This is a genomic window from Amycolatopsis sp. FDAARGOS 1241 (genome assembly GCF_016889705.1).
Classification (GTDB): domain Bacteria; phylum Actinomycetota; class Actinomycetes; order Mycobacteriales; family Pseudonocardiaceae; genus Amycolatopsis.
The window spans coordinates 1,303,255-1,327,227 of record NZ_CP069526.1 but is presented as its reverse complement, the minus strand read 5'-3'; the positions used below and the strand labels follow the sequence as shown (position 1 = coordinate 1,327,227).

General features: G+C 71.7%; 23 protein-coding genes and 2 pseudogenes. 7 read left to right on the top strand and 18 right to left on the bottom strand.

Features of this window, described 5'->3' with window-relative positions; genetic code table 11:
* Positions 1-32: 32 nt before the first annotated feature.
* From I6J71_RS06490 to pucL, 8 genes and pseudogenes are all read right to left on the bottom strand, one after another.
* A pseudogene (locus tag I6J71_RS06490) lies at positions 33-380 on the bottom strand (glycerate kinase); the annotation flags it as partial.
* Between the two features lie 8 nt (positions 381-388).
* Positions 389-769 carry a gamma-glutamylcyclotransferase gene (locus I6J71_RS06485; protein ID WP_204093887.1) on the bottom strand — a complete coding sequence of 127 codons (381 nt, stop codon included), beginning with the start codon at positions 767-769 and terminating at the stop codon, positions 389-391.
* Between the two features lie 21 nt (positions 770-790).
* A complete protein-coding gene (locus I6J71_RS06480) occupies positions 791-2,233 on the bottom strand; it encodes an NCS2 family permease (protein WP_204093886.1) in 1,443 nt (480 codons plus the stop codon).
* Positions 2,234-2,469: 236 nt separating this feature from the next.
* Positions 2,470-2,958, bottom strand: a complete 489-nt coding sequence (locus tag I6J71_RS06475) for a nucleoside deaminase (RefSeq protein WP_204093885.1) — start codon at positions 2,956-2,958, stop codon at positions 2,470-2,472.
* A gap of 33 nt (positions 2,959-2,991) precedes the next feature.
* Entirely contained in the window at positions 2,992-5,301 is a 2,310-nt protein-coding gene (pucD, locus tag I6J71_RS06470; RefSeq protein ID WP_204093884.1) for a xanthine dehydrogenase subunit D, read from the bottom strand.
* On the bottom strand, positions 5,298-5,768 hold the full coding sequence (locus tag I6J71_RS06465; RefSeq protein WP_204093883.1) for a (2Fe-2S)-binding protein: 471 nt from the start codon (positions 5,766-5,768) through the stop codon (positions 5,298-5,300). Before I6J71_RS06465 ends, pucD begins: the two co-directional genes overlap by 4 nt.
* The gene (locus tag I6J71_RS06460) at positions 5,759-6,643 is read right to left on the bottom strand and encodes a xanthine dehydrogenase family protein subunit M (RefSeq protein WP_204093882.1); all 885 of its coding nucleotides are present in this window, start codon (positions 6,641-6,643) and stop codon (positions 5,759-5,761) included. Before I6J71_RS06460 ends, I6J71_RS06465 begins: the two co-directional genes overlap by 10 nt.
* A gap of 13 nt (positions 6,644-6,656) precedes the next feature.
* Complete coding sequence (gene pucL / locus I6J71_RS06455; RefSeq protein WP_204093881.1) at positions 6,657-7,547, bottom strand: factor-independent urate hydroxylase; 891 nt, start codon at positions 7,545-7,547, stop codon at positions 6,657-6,659.
* A gap of 166 nt (positions 7,548-7,713) precedes the next feature.
* Between pucL and I6J71_RS06450 the strand changes: the two genes are divergently transcribed.
* Positions 7,714-9,264, top strand: coding sequence for a helix-turn-helix domain-containing protein (locus I6J71_RS06450; protein ID WP_204093880.1), 1,551 nt, complete (start codon positions 7,714-7,716; stop codon positions 9,262-9,264).
* 195 nt (positions 9,265-9,459) lie between these two features.
* On the opposite strand, the pseudogene I6J71_RS47710 reads toward I6J71_RS06450, so the two are convergent.
* Positions 9,460-9,867, bottom strand: a pseudogene (locus I6J71_RS47710) (SDR family NAD(P)-dependent oxidoreductase); the annotation flags it as partial.
* Between the two features lie 72 nt (positions 9,868-9,939).
* Here I6J71_RS47710 and I6J71_RS06440 point away from each other — a divergent pair.
* Positions 9,940-10,503, top strand: a complete 564-nt coding sequence (locus I6J71_RS06440) for a TetR family transcriptional regulator (protein ID WP_204093879.1) — start codon at positions 9,940-9,942, stop codon at positions 10,501-10,503.
* Here I6J71_RS06440 and I6J71_RS06435 read toward each other — a convergent pair.
* Positions 10,479-11,387: a hypothetical protein gene (locus I6J71_RS06435; RefSeq protein ID WP_239154470.1), complete on the bottom strand. Its 909-nt coding sequence runs from the start codon at positions 11,385-11,387 to the stop codon at positions 10,479-10,481. The genes I6J71_RS06440 and I6J71_RS06435 overlap by 25 nt on opposite strands.
* Positions 11,388-11,587: 200 nt before the next feature.
* Between I6J71_RS06435 and I6J71_RS06430 the strand changes: the two genes are divergently transcribed.
* The 3 genes from I6J71_RS06430 (at position 11,588) to I6J71_RS06420 (ending at position 13,654) form a co-directional block, all read left to right on the top strand.
* Positions 11,588-11,887, top strand: a complete 300-nt coding sequence (locus I6J71_RS06430) for a YciI family protein (protein WP_204096907.1) — start codon at positions 11,588-11,590, stop codon at positions 11,885-11,887.
* A gap of 166 nt (positions 11,888-12,053) precedes the next feature.
* On the top strand, positions 12,054-12,923 hold the full coding sequence (gene folP / locus I6J71_RS06425; protein WP_204093878.1) for a dihydropteroate synthase: 870 nt from the start codon (positions 12,054-12,056) through the stop codon (positions 12,921-12,923).
* Complete coding sequence (locus I6J71_RS06420) at positions 12,923-13,654, top strand: pyrimidine reductase family protein (RefSeq protein ID WP_204093877.1); 732 nt, start codon at positions 12,923-12,925, stop codon at positions 13,652-13,654. The genes folP and I6J71_RS06420 overlap by 1 nt, the downstream gene beginning before the upstream one ends.
* Before the next feature lie 18 nt (positions 13,655-13,672).
* On the opposite strand, the gene I6J71_RS06415 is transcribed toward I6J71_RS06420, so the two are convergent.
* On the bottom strand, positions 13,673-14,767 hold the full coding sequence (locus tag I6J71_RS06415; RefSeq protein ID WP_204093876.1) for a DNA alkylation repair protein: 1,095 nt from the start codon (positions 14,765-14,767) through the stop codon (positions 13,673-13,675).
* A gap of 205 nt (positions 14,768-14,972) precedes the next feature.
* Entirely contained in the window at positions 14,973-15,806 is an 834-nt protein-coding gene (locus I6J71_RS06410) for a hypothetical protein (protein ID WP_204093875.1), read from the bottom strand.
* A gap of 105 nt (positions 15,807-15,911) precedes the next feature.
* Between I6J71_RS06410 and I6J71_RS06405 the strand changes: the two genes are divergently transcribed.
* Positions 15,912-16,736 carry a response regulator transcription factor gene (locus I6J71_RS06405; RefSeq protein WP_204093874.1) on the top strand — a complete coding sequence of 275 codons (825 nt, stop codon included), beginning with the start codon at positions 15,912-15,914 and terminating at the stop codon, positions 16,734-16,736.
* Positions 16,737-16,827: 91 nt separating this feature from the next.
* Positions 16,828-18,354: an AMP-binding protein gene (locus I6J71_RS06400; RefSeq protein ID WP_204093873.1), complete on the top strand. Its 1,527-nt coding sequence runs from the start codon at positions 16,828-16,830 to the stop codon at positions 18,352-18,354.
* Here I6J71_RS06400 and I6J71_RS06395 read toward each other — a convergent pair.
* From I6J71_RS06395 to I6J71_RS06370, 6 genes are all read right to left on the bottom strand, one after another.
* Positions 18,347-18,895 (bottom strand): dihydrofolate reductase family protein, encoded by a 549-nt coding sequence (locus I6J71_RS06395; protein WP_204093872.1) that lies wholly within the window; start codon positions 18,893-18,895, stop codon positions 18,347-18,349. The two genes, I6J71_RS06400 and I6J71_RS06395, sit on opposite strands and share 8 nt — an antisense overlap.
* 77 nt (positions 18,896-18,972) lie before the next feature.
* Positions 18,973-21,279 (bottom strand): molybdopterin-dependent oxidoreductase, encoded by a 2,307-nt coding sequence (locus tag I6J71_RS06390; RefSeq protein WP_204093871.1) that lies wholly within the window; start codon positions 21,277-21,279, stop codon positions 18,973-18,975.
* Entirely contained in the window at positions 21,279-22,316 is a 1,038-nt protein-coding gene (locus I6J71_RS06385; protein WP_204093870.1) for an LLM class flavin-dependent oxidoreductase, read from the bottom strand. Before I6J71_RS06385 ends, I6J71_RS06390 begins: the two co-directional genes overlap by 1 nt.
* A complete protein-coding gene (locus I6J71_RS06380) occupies positions 22,316-22,828 on the bottom strand; it encodes an SRPBCC family protein (protein ID WP_204093869.1) in 513 nt (170 codons plus the stop codon). Before I6J71_RS06380 ends, I6J71_RS06385 begins: the two co-directional genes overlap by 1 nt.
* A 141-nt stretch (positions 22,829-22,969) precedes the next feature.
* Entirely contained in the window at positions 22,970-23,482 is a 513-nt protein-coding gene (locus I6J71_RS06375; protein WP_204093868.1) for a helix-turn-helix domain-containing protein, read from the bottom strand.
* Positions 23,483-23,534: 52 nt separating this feature from the next.
* Positions 23,535-23,930: a cupin domain-containing protein gene (locus I6J71_RS06370; protein ID WP_204093867.1), complete on the bottom strand. Its 396-nt coding sequence runs from the start codon at positions 23,928-23,930 to the stop codon at positions 23,535-23,537.
* Positions 23,931-23,973 lie beyond the last annotated feature (43 nt).

Sequence of the window (23,973 nt, the reverse complement as noted above, 5' to 3'; positions counted from 1 at the left end):
CTGCCACCGACGCCGGGCACGATCCGCCGGACGCCGGCGGCAGAGGCGGCCGCGATGAGTTCCCCCGTGCCGTAGCTCGACGCGGTCAACGGCGCCGGCACCCCACCGGGCAGCCGGTGCAAGCCGGACGCCTCCGCGAGCTCCACCACCGCCACGTCGTCCCGGAGCGCGAAGAACGCCGTGATCCGCCGGCCGGTGGGGCCGGTCACGCGGACGGGGACGCGGCGGAAGCCGGTGGCGACCGCGGCCGCCACCGTGCCCTCGCCGCCGTCCGCGATCGGGAACTCCCGCGCCGGCGTGCCGGCGGCGCGCAGGCCCTCGGCGATGGCCGAGGCGACCTGCGCGGCCGTGAGCGAGCCCTTGAACTTGTCGGGCGCCATCAGCACCGTCACGAAGCAGCCGCCCGGTAGGCCCGCCAGTCGCCGATCTCGGTGATGTCCCGCAGTTGCACGTGGGACGTCTGCGGGCGCCGCAGCAGCATCGCGAACGCGGAGCTCCCGTCGGCCAGCTCGATCACGCCCAGCTCCAGCTCGGGTGGCTCGGCCGGCAGCACGCGGTCGCGCAACGCGTCGAGCGCCAGGTCGTACACCTCGCCCGCCACGGCGGCGCCGCCGTGGGCGACCGGCACCAGCGCCGGGCACTGGCCGCCCACGGAGTAGAAGCGGTACTTCGGCGCCGTGGCCGTGGCGGCGACGAGCGGCGCGCCGTCGAGCAGGTGGTGCAGCGGTTCGCCGCGTATGGCGCCGCCGTTGAGGAACATCAGTGCCACCACAGATCCTTCCCTACGAAGCTACAACACGGCCTTGACGACGTCGATTCCGAAGTAGACGGTGAACACGAGCGCCAGCACCGTGAGGAGCCAGCCGGCCTCGCGCCACTTGCCCTTGACCGTCTTGATGAGCACGAACGCGATCAGGCCCGCACCCACCCCGTTGGTGATGGAGTACGTGAACGGGATCAGCGCGACCGTCAGGAACACCGGGATCGTGTAATCGCTGTCCTGCCACGGAATGGTGCGGCACTGCGCCACCATCATCCCGCCGATCACCACCAGTGCCGGTGCCGCCGCCTGGGTGGGGACGATGCCGGCGATCGGCGTGAACAGCAGCGTCGCGGCGAACAGCACGCCCGTGACCACGCTCGCGAGGCCCGTTCGCGCACCCTCCCCCACGCCGGCGGCCGACTCGAGGAACACGGTGTTGGGCGACGAACCCGAGAGCCCGCCCGCGATCGCACCCGCACCGTCGACGAGCAGGATGCGGCCCATCTTCGGCACGCGCCCGTCCTTCGACAGCCCGGCCTCGGCCGAGACGCTCGTGATCGTGCCCATCGCGTCGAAGAAGCCCGAGAGCACGAGCGTGAACAGGAAGATCGTGGCCGTCAGCGCGCCCGCCGAGGCGAAGCCGCCGAACAGGTCCACGTGGCCGAGCAGGCCGAAGTCCGGCGCCGCCACCACGTGACCGGGCAGCGTCGGCGTCGTGAGGCCCCAGCCGCCCACGCCGAAGCCGTCGTGCAGCACCACACCGAGCACAGTGGACACCGCGATGCTGATCAGCACCGCGCCGGGCACCTTGCGGGACGTGAGCACGGTCATCAGCAGCAGACCGAAGCAGAACACCGCGATCGGCCAGCCGTCGAGGTGCCCGTCGAGCCCGAGCCGCACGGGCACGGTGGACTCGGCCGCGTCCGGGGTTCGCGTCACGAAGCCGGCGCTGACCAGGCCGACGAGCGCGATGTAAAGCCCGATGCCGACGGTGATCGCCAGCTTGAGCGGCGCCGGGATCGCGTTCATGATCCGCTCACGGATCCCGCTCACGGCCATGAGCACGATGCACACGCCTTCGAGCACCACGAGCCCGAAGGCCTGGGCCCACGTCATCGCCGGCGCCATCTGGAACGCCACGATGCCGTTGATGCCGAGCCCCGCGGCGAGCGCGAGTGGCGCGTTGCCGACGAGTCCCATGAGGATGGTCATCACCGCGGCCGCGAGCGCGGTGGCCGTGGTGACCTGCGCGGAGCTGAGTTTCGCGCCGGTCATGTCGGCGGAGGCGCCGAGGATGAGCGGGTTGAGCAGCACGATGTAGGCCATCGCGACGAACGTGGTGAGTCCGCCGCGCACCTCGCGCCCGACGGTCGTCCGCCGGGCCCTGAGCTCGAACAGGCGGTCCATCAAGGACTTCCGAGCGGGTCCGGGTGCCGGGGTCACAGCGTCGTCGATGTGTACCTGGGTCATACGTCCTCCCCTTGCCGGTGGGTGTGCTCGGCCGCGCTTCGCGGAAAAGCGGGGCGAGCGAGCCGGACGAGTTGCCAAGCCGGCCAAAAGCAGGCGGGCACGGAGCCGGACGTCACCCGCCTGGCAACCGTTCCCGCCGTGACTGTGGTCGGATTGGCAACGAACAGCACAGTGTTCTTTTGTGGTGCTCCGGTCAGCACCACGAGGGGCCCGAGCGCGGGCTTCCGGTGTGAGCCCTAGTAGTCGACGCGGTCGGCCCGGCCCAGCCAGGCGTCGAACGGCGCGAAGCCGTCCTTGAGCGACAGCCGGGCCACGGGTACGTCCCAGGTCTCGCGCGGGTTTTCGAACAGTTCGTAGAACGCGCGGTCGTCGAACCCGGCCTTGGCAGCGTCATCGCGGTCGGCCGCGTAGATCACCCGGTCCACGCGCGCCCACAGCGAAGACGCCAGGCACATCGGGCATGGTTCGCACGAGGACACGAGCACGCAGCCCTCGAGCTTGAACGTGCCGAGCGCCTGGCAGGCCGCGCGGATCGCGACCACCTCGGCGTGGGCCGTCGGGTCGAGCGAGGCCGTGACGCGGTTCACGCCGGTCGCGACGGTGTCACGGCCCTTCACGACCAGCGCGCCGAACGGGCCACCGCCGTCCGCGACGTTGCGCGTGGCGATGCGGACGCTCTCGAGGAGCCATTCGCGTTCGAGGTCGGCGTCGAGGGAAAGAGTCATTTCGCTTGCGCTCCAGACGGATCGGTGACCTGCTCAGGTGCCAGTGAGGTGTTCGGGGCGGATCGGGACACGGGGCAGTTCGAGGCCCGTCGCGGCGCGAATCGCGTTGGCGACCGCCGGCGTCGACGAGATCGTGGGCGGTTCACCGACACCGCGGACGCCGTAGGGCGCGTGCGGGTCGGGCCGTTCCAGCACCTCGATGCGGATCGGTGGCATGTCGAGGACGGTCGGGATCAGGTAGTCGGTGAACGACGGGTTGCGCACCTTCCCGTCCACCACCTGGATCTCCTCCATCACGGCCAGGCCGAGGCCCTGCGCGGAGCCGCCCTGGATCTGGCCCAGCACGGCCTCGGGGTTCAGCGCCTTGCCGACGTCCTGCGCGCAGTCGAGCTGCACGACCTTCACCAGCCCCAGCTCCACGTCGACGTCCACGACGGCGCGGTGCGCGGAGAAGCCGTACTGCACGTGGGCATCACCTTGGCCGGTCTCGGGGTCGAGCGGGTAGGTCTTGCGGTGGTGGAACTCGCGCGTCTCCTCCACCACCTCCGCACCGAGCAGGTCCACAAGGGACGCGACGACCTCGCCGTCGCCGGCGATGATCTTGCCACCGGCCAGCGACATCCCTGTGGCCGGGCGGCCCAGCCGGCGTTCGGCCAGCGCGTACACCGCCTCAGCCACGGCGCGGCTGGCGTTGCGCACCGCGCCGCCGGTCACGTACGTCTGGCGCGACGCCGAGCTCGACCCCGCGTCGCCGACACTCGTGTCCGCCGGGTGCACGGTGACCCGCGCGACGCCCAGCTCCGTGCGCGCGATCTGCTGCTGCAGCGTCACGAGCCCCTGGCCCACCTCGGCCGCGGCCGTGTGCACCATCGCGACGGGCTCGCCGCCGAGCACCTGCAGCCGCACCCGGGCGGTCGAGTAGTCGTCGAGGCCCTCGGCGTAGGAGATGTTCTTGATGGTCACGCCGTATCCGACGCCGCGCACCACGCCTTCGCCGTGGGTCACGTTGGACGCTCCGCCCGGCAGGTCGCGGACGTCGGCGTCTGCGGTGCGCTCCGGCGGCAGCGGCATCGCCTTGAGGCGCTGGAGCAGTTCCGCGACGGGCGCCGGGAAGTCCACGACCTGGCCGGTGACGGTGGTTGAGCCCTCGCTCAGGGCGTTGCGGATCCGCAGGTCCACGGCATCCATGCCGAGCGCGGCCGCGAGTTTGTCCATTTGGGACTCGTACGCGTAGGTCGGCTGCACCGCGCCGAGGCCGCGCATCGCGCCGCACGGCGGGTTGTTGCTGTACACGCCCCAGCCTTCGATGTGCGCATTGGGCACGTTGTACGGTCCGACGCTGAGCGTGGTGCCGTTGCCGACCACCACGGGCGTCTTCGACGCGTAGGCCCCGCCGTCGAAGTAGAGCCGGGCCCGGACGTACACGAGGTCGCCGTCGCGGGTGGCGCCGTGCTCGTAGTACATCTTCGCCGGGTGGCGGTGCACGTGGCCGAAGAACGACTCCTCGCGGTTGTAGACCATCTTCACCGGCCGGCCCGTCCGCAGCGCCAGCAGGCACGAGTGGATCTGCATCGAGAGGTCCTCGCGCCCGCCGAACGCACCGCCGACGCCGCTGAGCGTCAGCCGCACCTTCTCCGGCGGCAGGCCGAGCGCCCGCGCGGTCTGCTTCTGGTCGACGTGCAGCCACTGCGTGGCGAGGTAGAGGTCCACGCCGCCGTCGTCGTCGAGCACGGCGAGGCCGGACTCCGGGCCGAGGAAAGCCTGGTCCTGCATGCCGATCTCGTACACCCCGGACACGACCACGTCAGCTTCGGCGTCCGGATCGCCCTTCACGATGCGCTGGTAGCGCACGAGGTTCCCGTCCGCGTGCAGCTTCGGCAGCGTTTCGTCGTGGGCGGCGCGCTCGGGGTCGGTGACGGGTTCGAGCACCTCGTACTCGACCAAGATCTGCTTGAGCGCCTGCCGCGCGATCTCCGGGTGGTCGGCGGCGAGGATAGCCACCGGCTCACCCTGGTAACGCACGCGGTCCTCGGCCAGAGCCGGCGTGTCCTGGTACTTCAGCCCGTAGCGATTCTCACCGGGTACGTCCTCGTGCGTCAGCACCGCGTGGACGCCCGGCTGCGCGAGCGCGCGGGACACGTCGAGGCGCACGATCCGCGCGTGCGGGTGGGGACTGCGCAGGGTGGCGCCCCACAACATGTCCTCGTGCCACAGGTCCGAGGAGTAGGCGAACTCGCCGCGCACCTTGAGCGTGCCGTCGGGCCGCGGCGGGCTGGTCCCGATACCGCCGCTGACGGTGTCGGCCAGCTCCTGCGGCGAGCGGGCGGGGGCCGGGCGCGTCATGCGTGCTCCTTCCGCTGTACGGCGAGCCGGACCGCGTCGAGGACCTTCTCGTACCCGGTGCAGCGGCACAGGTTCCCGGCCAGCGCCTCGCGGATCTCCGCGTCGCTCGGGTTGCTCGTGCGGGCCACGAGGTCGTGCGCGGTCACGAGGAGCCCCGGGGTGCAGAAGCCACATTGGACGGCGCCGCACTCCACGAAGGTCTCCTGGATAGGGTCGAGCCGGTCACCGTCGGCCAAGCCCTCCACCGTGCGCACTCCGCGGCCCTCGGCCTGCCCCGCCGCGACCAGGCAGGCGCAGGCGGGCACGCCGTCGAGGTACACCGTGCACGAACCGCACTCGCCCTGCTCGCACGCGTTCTTCGAACCGGCGAGCCCCAGTCGTTCACGCAGCACGTAGAGCAGGCTCTCGCCTTCCCAGACGTCGTCCGCCTGCCGCTGTTCGCCGTTCACCACCACATTCACGCGCATTCGGTTCGCCTCCCAGTGCAGTATTCGGTCCACGCCCAGGTCAAAGTGCGCCACGCGAGCACGGCGAGGGCGCGGCGGCGGTAGTCCGCGCTGCCGCGGACGTCGTCGATCGGGGCGGCCGCGGCCGCGACCAGCTCGGAAAAGCGGCGTTTCACCGAATCGGCGAGTGCGCGCGGGCGGTCCCACTGGCCGTCGGCCGCCAGCTCCCCGGCGAGGAACTCCTCGGCGTCCAGGGCGCGGCGCGGGGTCGGGGCGGCGGAGCCGACTCCCGTGCCCACGCGCCGCTCGGCCGGGTGCACCGCCAGGCCGAACGCGCACACCGCGATCACCATCGCGTTGCGGGTACCCACTTTGCCGAACTGCTGCGGGCCGCTCGCGGGCGCCAGGTGCACGGCGGTGATCAGCTCGTCGGGCTCGAGGACAGTGCGCTTCACGCCCGTGTAGAAGTCCTTCACCCGGACTCGCCGGATGCCGCGTACCGACGCGATCTCCACCTCGGCGTCGGCCGCCAGCAGCGCCGGGTGCGAATCACCCGCCGGCGAGGCCGCGCCGAGGTTGCCGCCGACGCTGCCGCGGTTGCGGATCTGCGGCGAGCCGACCGTGCGGGCCGCCATCGCGAGCCCCGGCAGCCGGTCGCCGAGTTCGGCGATGATCCGCGAGTACGGCGTTGCGGCGGCGATGCGCATGCGGCCTTCTTCCACGTCGTGGCCGTACAGCTCGGGCACGCGGTTGAGGTCGAGCAGTGTGGCCGGGCGGCGGTGGTCGAAGTTGATCTCCACCATGACGTCGGTGCCGCCCGCGATCGGCACCGCGCCGGGGTGCGCCGCCTTGGCTTCGAGTGCCTCGGCGAGCGAGGCCGGGCGCAGGAACTCCATGTGGTCCTCCGTCTCAGGACCAGGCCGGCCCGGCGGGCGGCGCGTCGTCGCGCAGCACGGTGCCCTCGATCAGCCCGTACGGGCGGTCGGCGGCGTAGAACACCTCACCGGGGTTGTCGAGGCCGAAGGGCGACAGATCGGCCAGGAAGTGGTCCTTGTTCGGCAGCGACAGGCGTACTTCCACGATCTCGGGCACGGTCTCCAGCACCCGTGAGCCCATGGCGTACAGCGTCTGCTGCAGCGAGAGGCTGTGCGTGCCGCCGAACGCGTCGAGCATCGCGGCGAGCGCGGTGTCGTACGCGCTGGCCCAGTCGGTGTCTTCGGTGTCTTCGGTGTCTTCGGTGCCGAAGCGCCAGCTCGCGGTGACGGCCGTGGCGAGGATGCGGTCCTTCGTCTCGGCGAGCGTCGTGTACTCGTCGCGTGGGAAGCCCCAGAACTCGGAGCCGGTCGTGTTGAGCACCGTGAGGTCCTCGACGCCACCGACCACCCAGGCGCGCTCGCCGTCGTGGTGCACGGTCGTGGTGCGCGTGCCGCCTCCGGCGCGGGCGAACGAGTGGTGGGCCGGCTGCCCGTCGACCGTCAGGCGCTGCCACGGGAAGGACGCGACGCGCACGCGGGCGCGGGCGATGCTCTCCTGCGACGTCACGAAGTGGCGCGCGAGCCGCAGCGCGAAGTCCTCGATCTCGCCGATGCCGTCGCGGGCGAACGCGAACACGGTGTTCTTCTGCGTGTCGGTGGCCAGCACCTTGTCGTTGGCGCCGGTGAGGTGGGTGTCGCTCATGTCGCCGGACAGCGAAACGCTGACGTCGAGGTCGGTGATCCGGTGCTCGTCGCCGTCGCGGTCGACGCGCACGAGCCCGTTCTCGGCTTTGCCGTAGCGGTTCTCGCCCAGAACGATCGCCATGGTCTTCCTTCCCTTCGCTCGCCGAGCAGTACACACGCCGTGCCGTGGCGCGGACCACGGCAGATCCACCGAAACCACCAGCGGTCGGACGGCCGTTTTTCGTAGGTTCCTCCAAACGACGGTGCGCCCCGCGTGTGCGCTACTGGAGGCCGGAAGGAGGTGCCGCGTGCGGCTGGGTGCGCTGCTGGACACGCCGGGGCTCGGGCTGACGCTGCTGACGGGTGCCGACTCGCTGGAGCGGGAGTTCGGGCGCATCTTCCAGGCGACGCTGCAGGACCCGACGCGCTACCTCAACGGTGGCGAGATCGTGCTGTGCGGCCTCCGCTGGCTGCCCGGGCCCGCCGAAGGGGAGGAGTTCGTGGGCACGCTCGCGGCCGCGGGCGTGGTCGCGCTCGGCGCCGGCACCGCGGAGGTCGGCGGGCCCGTGCCCGGGCACCTCGTCCGGGCGTGCCGCCGCGTCGGGCTGCCGCTGTTCGAGGTGCCCGTGTCGGTGTCCTTCGCGACGGTGACCGAACGCGTGATCCTGGGCCTGGCGGCCGAGCGCTCGGCTCCCGCGCACGATTCGCACCGGCGGCTCGTCGCGGCCGTGACCGGCGGCGAGGGCCTGACCGCGCTGGTCGCCGCGGGCGCGGCCGAGCTGGACGCCGAGTGCTGGGTTTTGAGCGCGACGGGCCGGCTGATCGCCGGCTCGGGCTCGCCGCCTTCCGCCGCCCGGCGCGCGACGCTGGCCCGCCGGTTCCTGCGGGCCGAACGGCTGCCGCTGACCGTCCCGGGCGACGACGGGCCCGTGACGCTGCTGGCGGCGGCGAGCCGGTCGGGCCACCGCGTGGCCAGCTGGTTCCTGGTGGCCGAGGGCGATGTCGGCCGATGGGCTCCCGCGCGCCGCGAGCTGGCCCTGGAGCTGGCACCGCTGATCGGGCTGGAGCGCTCACGCGTCGACGAGGCCAAGCGCATCGAGAACCGCGCCGCCGAACCCCTGCTGCGACTGGCGCTTTCGGCCGACGCGTCCGCCGCCGAGCTGTCCTCGCGCCTGGCCGCCCTGGGGTTTCCACCGGCAGCACAGGTGGTGACGCTGTCCGCGGAGCTCTCGGGCGGCGGTCCGGGCCTCACGCAGGTGCTGGTGGAGGAACTCCTGGCCGCCGTCCCGCCGCCGACGCTGGTCGGCACGGTCGACGGCGAAACGTACGCGGTCTTCCCCGCCCCGGACCGTCTCGGCCGCCTCGCGGATGAACTGCGCGAGTCCGTCCGCGCCGTCGAACCGGCTCTGGGCGCAGCCCGGCTCTCCGTCGGCCTCAGCTGCGCCCCCGACGCCGCCGGCCTGCGCGCCGGCGTCCAGGAGGCCCGCCACGCCCGCACCCTGGCCGCCCTCGCGCCGGGCCGCGCGACCGTCCTGGCGGGCGACGAGGTGGCCTCCCACGTCCTCCTGCTCGCCGCCGTCCCGGCCGACCTGCGCCACTGGTTCGGCGAGAAGGTCCTCGGCCCCGTGCTGGCCTACGACGCCGCCCACGGCTCCGAACTGATGGCGACGCTGCAGGCGTTCCTGGAGCACTCCGGGTCGTGGACCCAGACGTCCGGCGCGCTGCACCTGCACGTGAACACCTTGCGGTACCGCATCTCGCGCATCTCGGAACTGACGGGTCGCGACCCGGGCCGGTTCGCGGATCGGGTGGACCTCTACCTGGCGGGGTGCTTCACCCAGGACTGGAGCTGTTCGTGAACCACCTCCAGGTCCGAGCCGGGACCACGCTGGGTGTGCAGCCGCCAGCAGTGCTCCGCGATGCCGGCCGGGTCGAAACGCCGTGCCGCGCGCGACGGTGCCGGCGACCGTGACCGTCGCGAAGTGCAGCGCGGGGTACTGCTCGGCGAAGAGCACCACCAGCGTGCGCAGCCCCGCCTTGTCCAGCGAAAGACTGCTGTAGGCGGCCTTCGGCTCCGGCATGCCGCCGGTGACGAGGAACGTGCCGTGGCCGCGTTCGGCCATCGCGGGGGCCAGGTGCACAGCGGCGACGTACGCGCCGAGGACGTTCACGCGCCACAACGCGAGGTGCTCGTCCACCGACAGCTCACCCGGGGTGTCCGCGCGGATCACGGCGGCGTTGTACACGACGGCATCCGGTAACCCCAGGTCGCCGACGACGCCGACGAGCGCCGCTCGCAGGGCTTGCTCGTCACCGGCGTCCGCGAGGTGGGTCGCGGCCGCGACTTCGAGTTCGCGGTGCGTCCGGGCCAGCAGCGCGACGTCGAGCCCTTCGCGGGCGAACCGCTGCGCCACCGCGCGGCCGATCCCCGGGCCCGCTCCGATCACGACGACTCCCGGCATGACCGCTCCCTTCGTCGTCGTCGACGTTGGCGTGAGCCAACTCACCGACTGGTTGGTTGGTAAACTGCCGGAATGGCTCGCGACGCAGAACAGACCAAGCGGCGGCTCCTCGAAGCCGCGACCGCCGAGTTCGCCGCTTACGGGATCGCCGGGGCGCGGGTGGACCGGATCGCCGCGGCGGCTGGGTGCAACAAGGCGATGATCTACTCCTACTTCGACAGCAAGGACGGCCTGTTCGACGCCGTGTTCGACGAGCAGACGAACGCGTTCTTCGAGGCGGTGCCGTTCGACGCGAGCGACCTCGCCGGTTACCTGGGGCGCGCGTTCGACTACTTCGAGGAGCACCCGGAGAACCTGCGGCTGTCGACGTGGCACCGGCTCGAACGGTCGGGCTCCGAGCACCTGGCGGCGATCACCGAGGTCAACGACGTGCGACTGCGCGAAATCGGGCGCGCGCAACGCGCCGGGGAGATCTCGGGCCACTTTTCGCCGGTGCAGCTGCTCGTGTTGGTCCAGGCGCTGTCCGCAGCGTGGCACAGCACGAACCCGGAACTGGGGCCGCACGTGCCCGCCGCGCGGGCGGCGCGGCGGCGGACACTCGTCGACGCGGTTCAGGGATTGCTGGCACTGAAATAGCCGGCCCGATTTTTCATTCGCGTCAACGAAAACACACCCGTGCCGGCGAGAACGGCGAACGCGGCGGCCGAGAGCGCGAGGTACCCCGGCGGCGCGCCGAACGGCGGAATTCCCGCGAACGCCTCGATTCCGATCACGGCCGTCAGCACCGCGTCCGCGGCGACGGCCACCCGGACGATCGCCAGCCGCGACCGTTCCGGGACATCGGTGAAGCGCAGCAGCCACGCGAGCCCGGGCAGCACGAGGATCGCGTGCATCGCGACGGCGTGCAGCGGTTTCAGCGAGCCCGCCGTCGTGTACGCGAGTTGCGCGTCGCCGCCGCGAGCCTCGGTGACGCCGCGGGCGATCATGACCGCGCCGGTCGCGAGCGCGACCATCAGCACCAGCAACCCGAAGCGCACGGCCAGGCGCATGCTCGGCGCCGTCGCGCCGGGTGAGAGGAAAGCCGCCGCGGTGAAGCCGAGCGCGGTCAGCACGAGCACGCCGCCGCCGGCCGCCAGCGACATCGAGACGGCCGTGTCGAAGCCGGTCTCGAAGTTGAAGTGCGACGGCACGCCGCGCCACGCCTGCGTCGTCACGAGCACGACTTCTCCGACACATGCCACGAGAAACGCGCCCAGCAGAATCGCTCTCAGCCGCGGTTTCACCGAAAGGTGAGAAGTCGCCCACGCCACCGAAGCCAGGGTGAGACCGAACGACAACCCGAACGTGACGGCCTTGCGCAGCGACACCGGCCCGAGCCACGTGCCGCCGGACGCCAGCAGTACCACCGCGTTCACCACGCCGCTCGCGAACAGCACCGTGCCCACCACGTACGCCGCGCGCTCCACACGACGGCCCTCTCGCCAGATGCGGCTCACCGCCGCCGTCACCATCTGAGTCATGCCCCGATTTTGGGGTCACGACAACGAATCGTCGTCGTGCCGGTGTCGACACCTCACGTACGCAGATTTACGTACGTCGGTTGCATGGAAAAAGCGAAAAAAGCGATTGTAAAGAACTCATTGCCATTCTCCGGTTTACGGTGTCCGGTGCCACTCGGCAGGAGGATGCGAGCCGGGTGAACGAGTTCTACCCTGAGCCTATGTACATAGCACTGCTGTCTTACACAGCGCCTCGAAACGAAGTCGACTACGCCCTGGCGGAACACGCGGAGTGGCTGCGCGGCCACTTCGCCCGCGGATTGTTCCTTGTTTCCGGAAAAGGCGGAGAAGACCACGACCAGGTCATCCTCACCCGCCCCTGCCTGCGCGGCAAGCTGGACGCGGTGCTCGCCAGTGATCCCCTCGTCGTCCAGCACCTCGCGCACTACTCTGTGATCGAATTCTCCGCCACCCGCACCGCCCAAGAATTCCACGCCATCAACGAGGCGCTCGCCTCCTGAAGCCGCCGGTCCGGGAGCAGGTGGCCCTCGGCATCGACGCCCGCCACCTGCCCGCCGCACACGAGCACCGCTGCCCCGTCCCGTCGCCCGCCGCCGCCTGCCACCGTGTCCACGCCGGTCGCTCGCCTATGATCGCGGCAACCGACGTTCCGGTACGGGAGAAGCCATGCAGACGCCCGACCTCGTCTTCCGAGGCCGCCGCCTCGCCAGTGATCGAGCACTGGTGATGGCGATCGTGAACCGCACCCCTGATTCGTTCTACGACAACGGTGCGACGTTCGAGGAAACCCGCGCGAAGGAGGCGATCCGCCGCGCGTGCGCCCAGGGCGCGGACCTCATCGACATCGGCGGTGTGCCGGCCGGCAAGGGACCCGAGGTCACCGCCGCCGAGGAAATCGCGCGCGTGACGCCCACCGTGGCGTGGGCGCGCGAGACGTTCCCGGACCTCGTGATCAGCGTCGACACCTACCGCGCCGAGGTCGCGGACGCCGTCTGCCGCGCCGGCGCCGACATCGTCAACGACAACTGGGCCGCCTACGAGCCCGAAATCCTGGACGTCGCGGCCCAGCACGGTGCCGGGTACATCTGCTCGCACACCAACGGCCTCACCCCGCGCACCGAGGCGGTGAAGCCGCAGTACGACGACGTGGTCGCCGCCGTGATCGAAGGCACCACCGCGCTCGCTGAGCGCGCGGTGGCCGCGGGCGTGCCGCGCGAGGGGATCATGATCGACCCCTGCATCGACTTCGGCAAGAACTCCTACCAGTCACTCGAACTGATGCGGCACACGCGGGCGCTCGTCGACACCGGCTGGCCGGTGCTGATGGCGCTGTCGAACAAGGACGTGATCGGCGAGACGCTCGACGTGCCCGTCGGCGAGCGCGTGATCGGCACGCTCGCGGCCACGGCCGTCGCCGCGCTGCACGGCGCCGCGATGTTCCGCGCCCACCAGGTGCTCGAAACGCGGCAGGTGGCGGAGATGGTGGCCAGCATCGCCGGCACCCGCCCGCCCGCACACGTGGTGCGGTCCGTCTGATGCACGAGATCTTCCCGGGCACGCGCGAACTTGCCGAGACGGACCTGGAAGCGATGTACGCATATCGGACGCCGGGCCGGTGGCTCGCGGTGAACTTCGTGTCGAGTGCCGACGGCGCCGTGACCGTCGAGGGCCGCTCGGCTTCGCTGTCGACGCCCGCCGACCGCGTGGTCTACCGGCTCGGCAACGACCTCGCCGATGTCGTGCTCGTCGGCGCGGGTACCGCCGTGGCCGAGGGGTTCGAGGGCATGCGCCCCGACGCCCGCTCCGCCGACCGGCGCCGGCGCCACGGCCTGGCGCCCATCCCGCCGGTCGCCGTCGTCACCACGGGCCGCTCCCTGCGCGCGGACGCCCCGGTGATCACCAAGGCACTGGTGCCGACCATCGTCATCACCTCGGCCGCCACCGACCCGGACCTGCGCGCCGCGTGGACGGCCGCGGGCGCCGACGTGCTGGTGGCGGGCACGGACGCCGTCGACCTCCCCGCGGCGGTCTCGACGCTGGCCGGCCGTGGCCTCACCCGCATCGACTGCGAGGGCGGCCCGCACCTGTTCGCGTCGCTCCTCGCCGCCGGAGTCGTCGACGAGCTGCGCCTCACGATCGCCCCGTTCCTCGTGGCCGGCGACGCGCCGCGCGCCGCCGTCGGCGAAGACTTCGACCCCGCGCGGCTGGAGCTGCTGTCGGTGCTCGAAGACGACGGGACGCTCATGCTCCGCTACCTCGTCCACTGAGCACTGTCCACAGCGGAGTCACGGCATCAGCTCGAAATCCGCCTTGCCCAGGGAAGTTCCGTTCACCTGCAGCTCCAGGCTGTGCGGGCCCGGGTGGTAGACGCGGGTCGTGATGAGGCGGAACGAATGGGTGCGCTCGAGCGGCAGCGCAGCGCCCGGGGCGAGGGTTTTGGTGGTGAGCTTGAAGACCTTCGGTGTGGTGGTGCCGTTGGCCTTGCGGTGGTGGACGACGTAGTCGACGACCAGGTTGGCGGGTGCGTCACCGGTGTTGTGCAGCACGCCGGAGAAGCCCAGTTCGCCGCCGACAGCCACCAAGCCGGCCGACAGCGCGAAGTCCGCCAGAGTGATCCCCACCGGCGGCGCGAAGCCCAGCAGCGCCAGCGCACCCGGGTCGCCCTGTTTGATCAGCGTGCGCAGGCCGTGGCGCACGAGCCGGGCGGTCGGCTTGTCGGCGGCGGCGGACCAGCGCCCGGCCGCCTCCACGACGAGATCGGGCCGCGCGCGGCTGAGGTCGTTGAGGTGGCTGGCGACCGAGCGCCGCACGTACGCCGATGGATCACGGTGCAACGCGTCGAGGATCGGCAGGGTGACCCCCGGCCGCGCCAGCACCGCGCCCACCCGGCGCGCCCAGGGCAGCAGCGGGCGCGTGCCCTCCGACGCCAGCCGCCGGACGTGCTCGGACGGGTGCGTCGTCCAGGCCAGCACTCGCGGCAGCGCGCGGTCGAGGTCGGCGTCGAGCAGCGGCCGGATGGCGAACTCGGCGGTCAGTCGCGGCGTCACGGCGGCCAGAAGGTCGAGCGCCGCGTCGAACGCCGCCGGGCTGCCGTCTTCCAGCGCCCGAGCGGACGCGGCCTCCGAGACGGGCCAGATCAGCCAGCCCGTGAACGAGTCGTCGCCCAGCGCTGTCCGCACGACCTCCTCGAGCTCGCGGTAGCCGCCGGGTAGGTCGGCCAGCAGCGCGTCGCGCACCGCGTCGGTGCGTTGCCGCAGGCCGAGACCGCCGAGCCGCACGCGGCGGAGCTCGTCGAACCCGCACCGGGGCGCCGCGGCCGCCAGCGCCGTCAGCAGATTGGCGACGACACGATCGCTGAGCATCTCATCCGCGAGCGGCATCCCGGTTTCTCCTCATCGCTGTGTGTGCTTCACCCAGTATCTGGAGAGCACCGACAAAAACCGGGCGCACGCCGATCCGGTCGAGCGGATCCGCGCCGCCCGGTCTCCGGGCGCGGCTCGACGAACATTTCACCGCCGGGGCCGACCACGTCGCGGTCCAGTCGCCCGGACCGCGCTCACGGTTATCGCCCGCCGAAGTCCCGTTCTAGTCGAGAGCTTTCACCGCTTCGTCGGCCTTCTCGAACGCCGCCTGCGCTGTCGAAAGCTCTTCGGCGGCCCGGGCGGCGCGGTCTTCGGCCTCAGCCAGCCGTTCGCGCAACTCGGTCACGCGCGCGTCGGCCTGTTCGGCGAGGCGCTCGGCCCGCACGAGCGCGCGCGACGCCTCCGCCCGGTCTCGCGTGGCGGCCGTGACCTTGCGCTGGTGTTCCTCCCGTTCCGCGCGTTCCCGTTCGCGGTCCCGGCGGTCCTTTTCGGACTTCTCCCGCGCGGCCTTCTCGTCGGTTTTGCGCGGCTTCTCCTTCGCCGGCTGGGGTTTCGCCGGCTTCTTCTTCGGCGCACCGGCCGCGGGAGCGGGCCACGACAGCCACTGGTCGACATCCTGGTGCGCCACCGAGGTCAGCCGCCCGGCGAGCACGAGCCGCGCGACGTCCGGGTCGGCGACCATGGTCTCGAGCGTCTCCTCCACCTCGCGGGCCACGGAGTCGCTCAGGCCGGGCGCGTCGTGCAGCACGCCGCGTACCAGCTCCGTCCGCCGCTGCGCGAGCTCCCGCAGCTCGGCGCCGGCGAGGTTGGCGTGGGCCGTCCGCAGCCGGTCACCCAGTTCGGCCAGCTCCGTCAGCGCCGAGGAGCCGTCGCGGGCGAGGCGGTTCACGAAGAACGCCGCCGTCGTCGGCTTGCGCAGCGCCTGGATCCGGCGGGCGAGTTCGGCGTCGCCCGCCTTCTTCGCCTCGCGCGCCGCGGCGGTGCGCGACGCGACGAACTCCGCGGGCTCCCCCGCGTACAGGTCGTCGGCGACGGTGTCGAAATCCGGTACGGCCACCGCACCACGGAACCACACCGGTAGTCCGAACGCGACGCATCACGTACGGTTGACCCTCATCGCAGGTCGGACGAGGTTTGCAGGTCGGATGAAGCGGACGGTGCCATGACGTCACCGGGCAGGCTCGCGCTGGCGGCCGGCCCCCTGGTCGCCGGCGCGCTGCAGGCGCTCCAGCGCGCGACGGGGCTGCCGGTCGCGCTGGGCGGCCCCGTGTCGGCGGGTTCGCGCACGCTGGTCATCGACCAGCTGCGCGGCACGGCCACGCGCTCGCTGCAGCACCTGCACGTCGACACCGGCGCCGGGCTCGGCGGCAAGGCCGTGGCGCTCGGCCGGCCCTCGACGGTCATCGACTACCTCAGCGCGCAGGGCATCACCCACAAGTACGACCGCGCCGTCGCCCCCGAGCAGCTGCGGGCGATGGTCGCGCTGCCCGTGCGCGTCGGCGCGACCACGCGCGCGGTGCTGTACGCGGCAACGCGCGACTCGATCACCTTCGGCGACCGCGTGCTGCGCGCGGCGACCTCCGTCGTCGCGCGGCTGGAGCGCGATATCGAGGTGGAGGAAGAGGTCCGGCGCCGGGTCGCGGCACCACCGCCCGCGCCGTCGGACGAAGCCGACCTGCACGCCGAACTCCTCGCCATCGCCGGCTCGATGCACGACGACGAGGCCCGTGCGCGGCTGCTCGCCGTGTGCGAACGCCTCAAGCCCGCAAGCTCGACCGCGGCCGCGCCGGGGATCGCGCTGACCCCGCGCGAGGTCGACGTGCTGCGGCTGGTGAGCGAGGGCTGCACCAACGACGAGATCGCCGACCGGCTCGGCCTGCTGGCCAGCACGGTCAAGTCGTACCTCAAGCACGCGATGCACAAGCTGGACGTGTCCAACCGGATCCAGGCGGTGAACCGGGCCCGCTCCGCCGGCCTCCTCGGCTGACCACCCTCTTTGTGGGGTGGCCGGGCCCCCGACAGCGGGGGATCATCCCCGCACGGGCGGCGCTGCCCGTTCGACGCGAAGGGATCGGCACGTGTTCTACGACCTCGGTGTCCGCGACTTCCTCGACCGCGCGGAAACGGTGTACCCGGACCGGATCGCGGTGGTGGACGAACCCGACCAGCCCGCTGCCCCCTGGGGCGAAGTCACCTACCGCGAACTCGCGCGGCGGGCCCGCGCGCAGGCCGCGAACCTCGACGCGCTGGGCGTGCCCTTCGGCGGCCGCGTCGCGATCGTCTCGCACAACTCCGCGCGGCTGCTCACGTCGTTCTTCGGCGTTTCGGCCTGGGGCCGGATCCTGGTGCCGGTGAACTTCCGGCTCGCGCCCGCGGAAGTGCGGTACATCGTCGAGCACTCCGGCGCCGAGGTCGTGCTGATCGACCCCGAGCTGAAACCCTTGCTGGACAGCGTGACCGCCAAGCACGTGTTCGTCCTGGGCGAGCACGACGAGCAGATCTGGGGCGGCGACGGCACTCCCGAGCCGTGGGCCGGCGACGAATCGGCGACCGCGACGCTCAACTACACCTCGGGCACGACGGCGCGGCCCAAGGGCGTGCAGCTGACGCACCGCAACCTCTGGCTCAACGCAGCCGTCTTCGGCCTGCACACCACGCTGAACGACAACGACGTGCTGCTGCACACGCTGCCGATGTTCCACGCCAACGGCTGGGGCATGCCGTACGCGGTCACGGGCCTCGGCGGGCGGCACATCGTGCTGCGCAAGGTCGACGGCACCGAGATCCTGCGCCGCGTGCAGGAGCACGGCGTGACGATCATGTGCGCCGCGCCCGCCGTCGTCACCGCAGCGCTCGACGGCGCCGCGCAGTGGGACGGCGAAATCCCCGGGCGCGACCGCGTGCGGATCGTCGTGGCCGGCGCGCCGCCACCGACCCGCACGATCGAGCGCGTGCGCGCCGAGCTGGGCTGGGAGTTCATCCAGATCTACGGCCTCACCGAGACCTCGCCGCTGCTGACCGTCAACCGCTTCCGGTCGGAGTGGGCGGATCTCGACCCGCACGAGCAGGCGAAGAACCTGGGCCGCGCGGGCACACCGGCGCTGGGCGTGCGCGTCTCCGTCGACGCCGGCGGCGAGGTGCTCGTCCAGTCGAACATGAACCTCGAGGGCTACTGGAACAACCCCGAGGAAACCGCCCGGGTGCAGGAGGGTGGCTGGTTCCACACCGGCGACGGCGGCTCGTTCGAAGACGGCTACCTCGCCATCGCCGACCGCAAGAAGGACGTGATCATCAGCGGCGGCGAGAACGTGTCGTCCATCGAGGTGGAGGACGCGCTCAACTCCCACCCGGCCGTGCGCGAGGCCGCCGTGATCGGCATCCCGGACGAGAAGTGGGGCGAGCTCGTCACGGCCCTCGTGGTCACCGACGGGACCGAGGTGACCGCCGAGGACCTGATCACGCACTGCCGAGAGCACCTCGCCGGCTACAAGTGCCCGAAACGCGTGGAGTTCCTCGCCGAGCTGCCCCGCACGGCGACCGGGAAGATCCAGAAGTTCAAACTGCGCAAGCCGTTCTGGGAAGGCCAGGAGCGGCAGGTCAACTAACCGGCCGGTAGACCAGCTGCAGCACGCCGTTGGCGAAGGCCGTCGAGCGTTCCAGGGCGAAGTCCAGAGGCGGGCCTTCGAGCGGGAACAACCGGCGGCCGCCGCCGACGACCACGGGGTACTGCACGAGCGTGAGTTCGTCGACGAGGCCGTGGGCGAGCAGCCAGCGGACGAGTGTCGTGCTGCCGCTGGTCATGATCGTGCCGCCGGGCTGGTTCTTGAGGTCCGTGATCGCGGCGCGGAGATCGCCCTGCAACAGCGTGGTGTCGTGCCGGCCGGCGGTCGCGAGGGTGGTTGACGCGACGTACTTGCGGACGCTGTCCAGGAACTGCGCGCCGGGGTCGTCCGTGTTCGTCCGGCCGGGCCACGCGTGCGCGAAGCCCTCGTACGTGACGCGGCCCAGCAGCATCGCGTCGGCGTCGGCCACGGCGGTGCCGACGGCCCGCTCCAGCTCCGGCGTCCAGTACGACAGCGACCACAGGTCCGGCGCTTCAACGACACCGTCGAGCGACACGAACAACGTGGACACGACCTTGCGCATCGGGCGGCTCCTCCCTCGGGGCAACCCATGATCCCCGAGGTGGAGCCGCGCCGGCAGGTGGTTACGCGGAATGGCGGCTACACGCGAACGGCGGCCACCCGTTCGCTGTCGCGCTGCGCGCGGGCCCGTTCGGCGTCGGTCGCCGGTTCCAGGCGGGCCGGCACGTCCTTGTGGTGCGGCGTGCCCGCGATCGGATCGCGATCCGCCGACGACGTGAGCAGGTTGATGCGCGGGCCGTTCACGACGCGGTCGCCCTGGCCGTCCGGGTGCGCCATGCCGTAGCCGTGCGGCAGCGCGACCTGACCCGGGCGCAGGTTGTCGTCGGCTTCGGCGCGGACGACGATGCGGCCGGCCGCCGTCACCACCGCCACCCAGTCGCCGGGTTCGGCCCCGATAGCGGCGAGTTCAGCCGCCCGGGCGCGCAGCGCGCCGTCCGGGTCGGTCCGCCGCCAGCGCGGATCGCGCAGGATCTGGTTGGCGTTGTGGGCGCGACGCTGCCCGTTGACGAGCGACAACGGGAACGCCGGGTCCGGCCGTTCCGCGGCGGGATCGAGCTCGGCAAGCCAGTCCAGCAGCGCCGGCACCGCCAGCCGGATCCGGTCGCGGCGCAGGAGGGTCCAGATCTCGTCCTGGGTGTGCGTGGAGAACGGCGTGCCGCTCGGGCTCGTCAGGATCCGGTCGAAGAGCTCCTCTCCCAGCGCCGGCCCGGAAGCCGTCGTGCCGAGCGCCCGCTGGACGGCGACAGGCATCGTCGCGGCGGCGCGGTGCGCGCCGGCCCACAACGGGGCGACGGCCGCGGCACCGTCCGGCAACGTCGGACCCAGCGTCCGGTACAGCAGCACCGGCAGGAGCGCGGCCCGTTCGGGCAGCTGCGCCACGAGCTCCTTCAGCCGCGCCTGCAGCCCGGCCCGCGGCGCCCGCGCGACGGTGGCCAGCGCCTCGTCGGACGGGAGCACGCCGAGCTCCGCGAACAGTCGTGTGTAGATCTCCGCTTCGACGAGCGTGCCGGGCAACGGGTCGAACAACGGGCGCCGGAGCTGGAAGTAGTTCGTCGGCCACTCGAAGGTGAAAAGCGTGAACTCCCACTTCTCGTGCTGCGACGCGGCGGGCAGCACGTAGTCGGCCAGCGCCGCCGTCTCCGTGTACGCGATGTCGACCACCACCGCCAGCTCGGCCGCGCGGATCGCGCGCTCGACGTCGTGCGTGCCGGCGAACGTGTTGGCCGGGTTCGACGACTCGACCCACAGCACGCGCACGCGGTGGTCGTGCTCGCTCAGCACCTCCTCGGCCATCGTGTTGGCCGGCAGCAGACCGCCGATGTACTCGAAGCCGGTGAGCTCCGAACGCCGCCCGGTCGATCCGCCCCACAGCGGCATCAGCCACGAGTGGAGGTTGTTCGTGCCCGTCCGGCCGAAGTTCCCGGTGAGCAGGTACAGCAGCTTCTCGAGGTAGCTGTTGAGGGTGGAGTGGCGCCCCTGCTGGATGCCGAGCTCCACGCGCACGGTCATCGCCTTCGCCGCGAGGATCAGGCCCACGGCGCGTTCGACGTCTTCACGCGCCACCTCCGCGTGCGCGAGCCACGCGTCGACCGGGACCTTCGCGAGCGCCGCGGCGACCTCGGCGAAACCTTCGGTGCGCGCGGCCAGGAACCCGGTGTCCACCCCGCCGCGCTCGACGATCAGCGCGAGGATGGCGCCGAGCAGGAACGCGTCGGTGCCCGGCCGCAGCGGCAGGTGCAGGTCGGCGATCTCCGCGGTCTCCGTGCGCCGCGGGTCGATCACGATCATCCGGCGGCCGGGGTCGTTCTTGATCGTGTTGAGCGCGTGGCGCGCGTTGCTGAACCCGTGGGCCTGCCACGGGTTGCACCCGAGGACCACGAGGAGGTCGCAGTGCTCCACGTCCTCGGCGGTGTGCACGGCCGTGGATCCGAACAGGGCCCCGTTGACCCAGAAGTCGCCGGTCTTCTCCTGCGACAGCGCGTTGAAGTGGCGGTCGGCGTTCATCCACTTCATGAGCGACGTGCCGTACGCGCCGCCGGAGTGGTTGCCCTGCCCGCCGCCGCCGACGTAGCCGAAAGAGCCCGGTCGTCCGGCCGCGGTGTCGGCGTCGCGCACCTCGCGCAGCTTCGCGGCGATCTCTGCCAGCGCCGTCTCCCAGGTAACGGGCTCGTGCGTGCCGTCCGCACGGCGGCGCAACGGCGTGGTCAGCCGATCGGCGTGGTCGCCGTACCAGGTCAGCCGTTGCGCCTTCTGGCACAGGTAGCCGCCCGAGCGCGGGTGGGCCTTGTCGCCGCGGACACGGGTGATGCGGCGGCCGTCGAGCTGCACCTCCAGCCCGCAATTGAGGTAGCAGAGGCTGCACGCCGTGGTGTGCCACTCGGCCATCAGCCCACCTCCCGGACGAGGTCGAGGGCCCGGCCGAGTGTGGTGACGAGGGCGTCGAGGGTGTCGCCAGCCGGGTAGAGGCGGACGGTGTCGACACCGGCGTCGCGCCAGACTCGCAGGCGCTCGCGGACCATCTCCTCGGTGCCGATCAGCGTGGTGCCGAGGACCATCTCGTCGGTGACGAGCGCGGCGGCGCCGTCGCGGTCGCCGGACTGCCAGCGGTCGCGGATTTCGGCGGCGACCTCGGCCCACCCCTGGCGGCTGTAGGCGTCGTTGTAGAAGTTGGTGGAGGCGGAACCCATACCACCCAGGGAAAAGGCGAGCTCCTTCTTACGGCTGCCCACCATGGTGCGCAGTTCGTCCTCGTCGGCGGCGAACGCGACCTCCGCACCCTGGCACACGTCGAGGTCCTTGCGCTCCCGGCCGGACTTCGCGAGGCCCGCGTCGAGGTGGCTGAAGTACGCGCCGGCGCCCTCGGGCACGAAGCTGGTGCCGAGCCAGCCGTCGGCGAGTTCGCCCGTGAGCTCGAGCATCTTCGGCGAGAGCGTCGCCAGGTAGATCGGGATGTCCTCGTTCGGTGTGGCCGACAACCGCATCGGGCGCGCTTCGCCGGGCAGCGGGATGTCGAAAGCCTTGCCGGAAAACGAGATCTTCTCACCGGCGAACGCGCTGCGCACGATCTGCACCGTCTCGCGCAGCCGCGTCAGGGGCTTCGCGAACGGCACGCCGTGCAGTCCCTCGATCACCTGCGGACCGGACGGGCCGAGGCCGAGCGAGAACCGGCCGCCGGACAGGTCGGCGAGCGTGAGCGCCGCCTGCGCGACCGCGACGGGTGTGCGGACGCCGACCTGCATGATCCCGGAGCCGAGCTGCAGCCGCGTGGTGCGCCCGGCGAGGAACCCGAGCACCGTCGGCGCGTCGGACCCCCACGCTTCGGCGACCCAGCACACGTCGAGGCCGAGCTTTTCGGCCTCCAGCACGAACTCCAGCGTCTGCGGCCAGCCGGCGGAGCCCTCGACCGTGGTCGCCGTGCGCATCACCGCACCGCCTCGACCCGGTCCTTGATCGCCGCGACGGTCGCGGTCATCGCGTTCTCGAACTCGCGCATGCGCACGAAGACGATCTTCTGCTCCTTGTCCGGCATGCGGTCGATCGCCAGCGACAGCCCCGAGCGCGCCGGGCCCAACTGCATCCACTGCGTGAGCCGCGTGCCGCCGTTCTCGGGCGCGAGCGTGAAGCGCCACGTCGCCGTCGGCGTCTCCGGATCGGCCACCGCCCACGCGAACACGCGCGGTTCCTCGCATTCGACGATGAACGACGTCGTCGACCACTCACCGAGCGCCTCGTGCTTGCTGTAGCCGACGAAGCTGCCGCCGACCCGCGGGCCGGACGCGTCACCGGCCCACTCGACGCGCTGCAGCTCGTCGCTCAGCTCGGGCATGAGCCGCACGTCGGCCACGAACGGCCAGACCGCTTCGGGGTCGCTGTCGATCCACGTGGTCGCCTCGGCCGTGGGCTTGTCCGCGTATCGCGCGCCGGTCCACTCCATCGTCGTGCGCCTCCTCAGTGTTGACCGTCAAGGTGCCTCTGACCACGATAGTTTCGTAACTAGACCCTCATTGTCAACGCGAGCAGCCTGTCAACGCGAGCAGCCTGGCAACGCGAGCAGCCTGGCAACGCGAGCAGCCCGTCAGCGCGACGCCTCCTGCTTGGCGAACCGCGCCTCGACGTCCGGGCGGTGCGCGATGCGCTCGGGGAAGCCGGGGCCGCGGCGCATCCGGGTGTCTTCGGCGGTGAGGGGTTCGCCGCAGTGCGCGCAGACGACCTCGGCGTGGGTGTCGTGGCCGCACGCCTCGTGGTGCGTCGTGATGGGCGGCCCGGCTTCGGTGGAGAGCCACCGGTCCCCCCACGCCGTCATGGCGGCGAGCACGCTCCAGAAGTCCTTGCCCTTCTCGGTGAGCACGTAGTCGTAGCGGACCGGCTCGGTCTGGTACGCGACCTTCTCCAGCAGCCCCTCGTCGACCAGCCGCCGCAGCCGGTCGGCGAGGGTGTTGCGCGCGATGCCGAGCGCCCGCTGGAACTCGTCGAAGCGCGTTTCGCCGTAGAACGCGTCGCGCAGCACGAGTGGCGTCCACCAGTCCCCGAGCAGGTCCATGGTCCGCGCGATCGAGCACGGCCACTGCGCGAACGAAGTCCGTTTCATGCTGCGCAGCGTACGCCGTCTCAGACTGAAACTCAGCAGTTGGCGGCGCTGATCAGGCGGTTTCGACGCGGTGGCCGACGGTCACGTCCACGTGGTCCGGAACCTCGTCGTGCTCGTCGCCGACCGAGAGCGTGCCGGAGGGTTCGACCAGCAGCACGACCGCGCCGCCCTTCGACGACGGCTTGTGGAACGTCCCGCGCGGCACCACGAACACCGAACCGCGCGCGACGGTGACCACGCGCTCGCCGGCGGGCTCGCGCAGGCCGATCTCGATCTCGCCGTCGAGGACGAGGAAGAACTCGTCGGTGTCCTCGTGGACGTGCCAGACGTGTTCGCCGCCGAAGCGGGCGAGCCGGATGTCGTAGTCGTTGACGTTCGCGACGATGCGCGGGCTCCACACGGCGTCGAAGCCGGCGAGCACGGAGTCCAGGGCGATGGGGTTTGTCATGCCGTCGATCGTCGTCTGTTCTCCGGCGGCGTGGGAGTGCTAG

What these genes read in the sequence shown, in the direction of transcription:
- I6J71_RS06385 (WP_204093870.1), bottom strand. Translation starts at nt 22,316, where the DNA reads ATGCGCACGGCGACCACGGTCGAGGGCTCCGCCGGCTGGCCGCAGACG.
- I6J71_RS06375 (WP_204093868.1), bottom strand. Translation starts at nt 23,482, where the DNA reads ATGAAACGGACTTCGTTCGCGCAGTGGCCGTGCTCGATCGCGCGGACC.
- pucL (WP_204093881.1), bottom strand. Translation starts at nt 7,547, where the DNA reads ATGGCGATCGTTCTGGGCGAGAACCGCTACGGCAAAGCCGAGAACGGG.
- I6J71_RS06380 (WP_204093869.1), bottom strand. Translation starts at nt 22,828, where the DNA reads ATGGAGTGGACCGGCGCGCGATACGCGGACAAGCCCACGGCCGAGGCG.
- I6J71_RS06415 (WP_204093876.1), bottom strand. Translation starts at nt 14,767, where the DNA reads ATGCCGCTCGCGGATGAGATGCTCAGCGATCGTGTCGTCGCCAATCTG.
- folP (WP_204093878.1), top strand. Translation starts at nt 12,054, where the DNA reads ATGCAGACGCCCGACCTCGTCTTCCGAGGCCGCCGCCTCGCCAGTGAT.
- I6J71_RS06430 (WP_204096907.1), top strand. Translation starts at nt 11,588, where the DNA reads ATGTACATAGCACTGCTGTCTTACACAGCGCCTCGAAACGAAGTCGAC.
- I6J71_RS06370 (WP_204093867.1), bottom strand. Translation starts at nt 23,930, where the DNA reads ATGACAAACCCCATCGCCCTGGACTCCGTGCTCGCCGGCTTCGACGCC.
- I6J71_RS06390 (WP_204093871.1), bottom strand. Translation starts at nt 21,279, where the DNA reads ATGGCCGAGTGGCACACCACGGCGTGCAGCCTCTGCTACCTCAATTGC.
- I6J71_RS06440 (WP_204093879.1), top strand. Translation starts at nt 9,940, where the DNA reads ATGGCTCGCGACGCAGAACAGACCAAGCGGCGGCTCCTCGAAGCCGCG.
- I6J71_RS06460 (WP_204093882.1), bottom strand. Translation starts at nt 6,643, where the DNA reads ATGGAGTTCCTGCGCCCGGCCTCGCTCGCCGAGGCACTCGAAGCCAAG.
- I6J71_RS06480 (WP_204093886.1), bottom strand. Translation starts at nt 2,233, where the DNA reads ATGACCCAGGTACACATCGACGACGCTGTGACCCCGGCACCCGGACCC.
- I6J71_RS06475 (WP_204093885.1), bottom strand. Translation starts at nt 2,958, where the DNA reads ATGACTCTTTCCCTCGACGCCGACCTCGAACGCGAATGGCTCCTCGAG.
- I6J71_RS06420 (WP_204093877.1), top strand. Translation starts at nt 12,923, where the DNA reads ATGCACGAGATCTTCCCGGGCACGCGCGAACTTGCCGAGACGGACCTG.
- I6J71_RS06395 (WP_204093872.1), bottom strand. Translation starts at nt 18,895, where the DNA reads ATGCGCAAGGTCGTGTCCACGTTGTTCGTGTCGCTCGACGGTGTCGTT.
- pucD (WP_204093884.1), bottom strand. Translation starts at nt 5,301, where the DNA reads ATGACGCGCCCGGCCCCCGCCCGCTCGCCGCAGGAGCTGGCCGACACC.
- I6J71_RS06465 (WP_204093883.1), bottom strand. Translation starts at nt 5,768, where the DNA reads ATGCGCGTGAATGTGGTGGTGAACGGCGAACAGCGGCAGGCGGACGAC.
- I6J71_RS06435 (WP_239154470.1), bottom strand. Translation starts at nt 11,387, where the DNA reads ATGACTCAGATGGTGACGGCGGCGGTGAGCCGCATCTGGCGAGAGGGC.
- I6J71_RS06405 (WP_204093874.1), top strand. Translation starts at nt 15,912, where the DNA reads ATGACGTCACCGGGCAGGCTCGCGCTGGCGGCCGGCCCCCTGGTCGCC.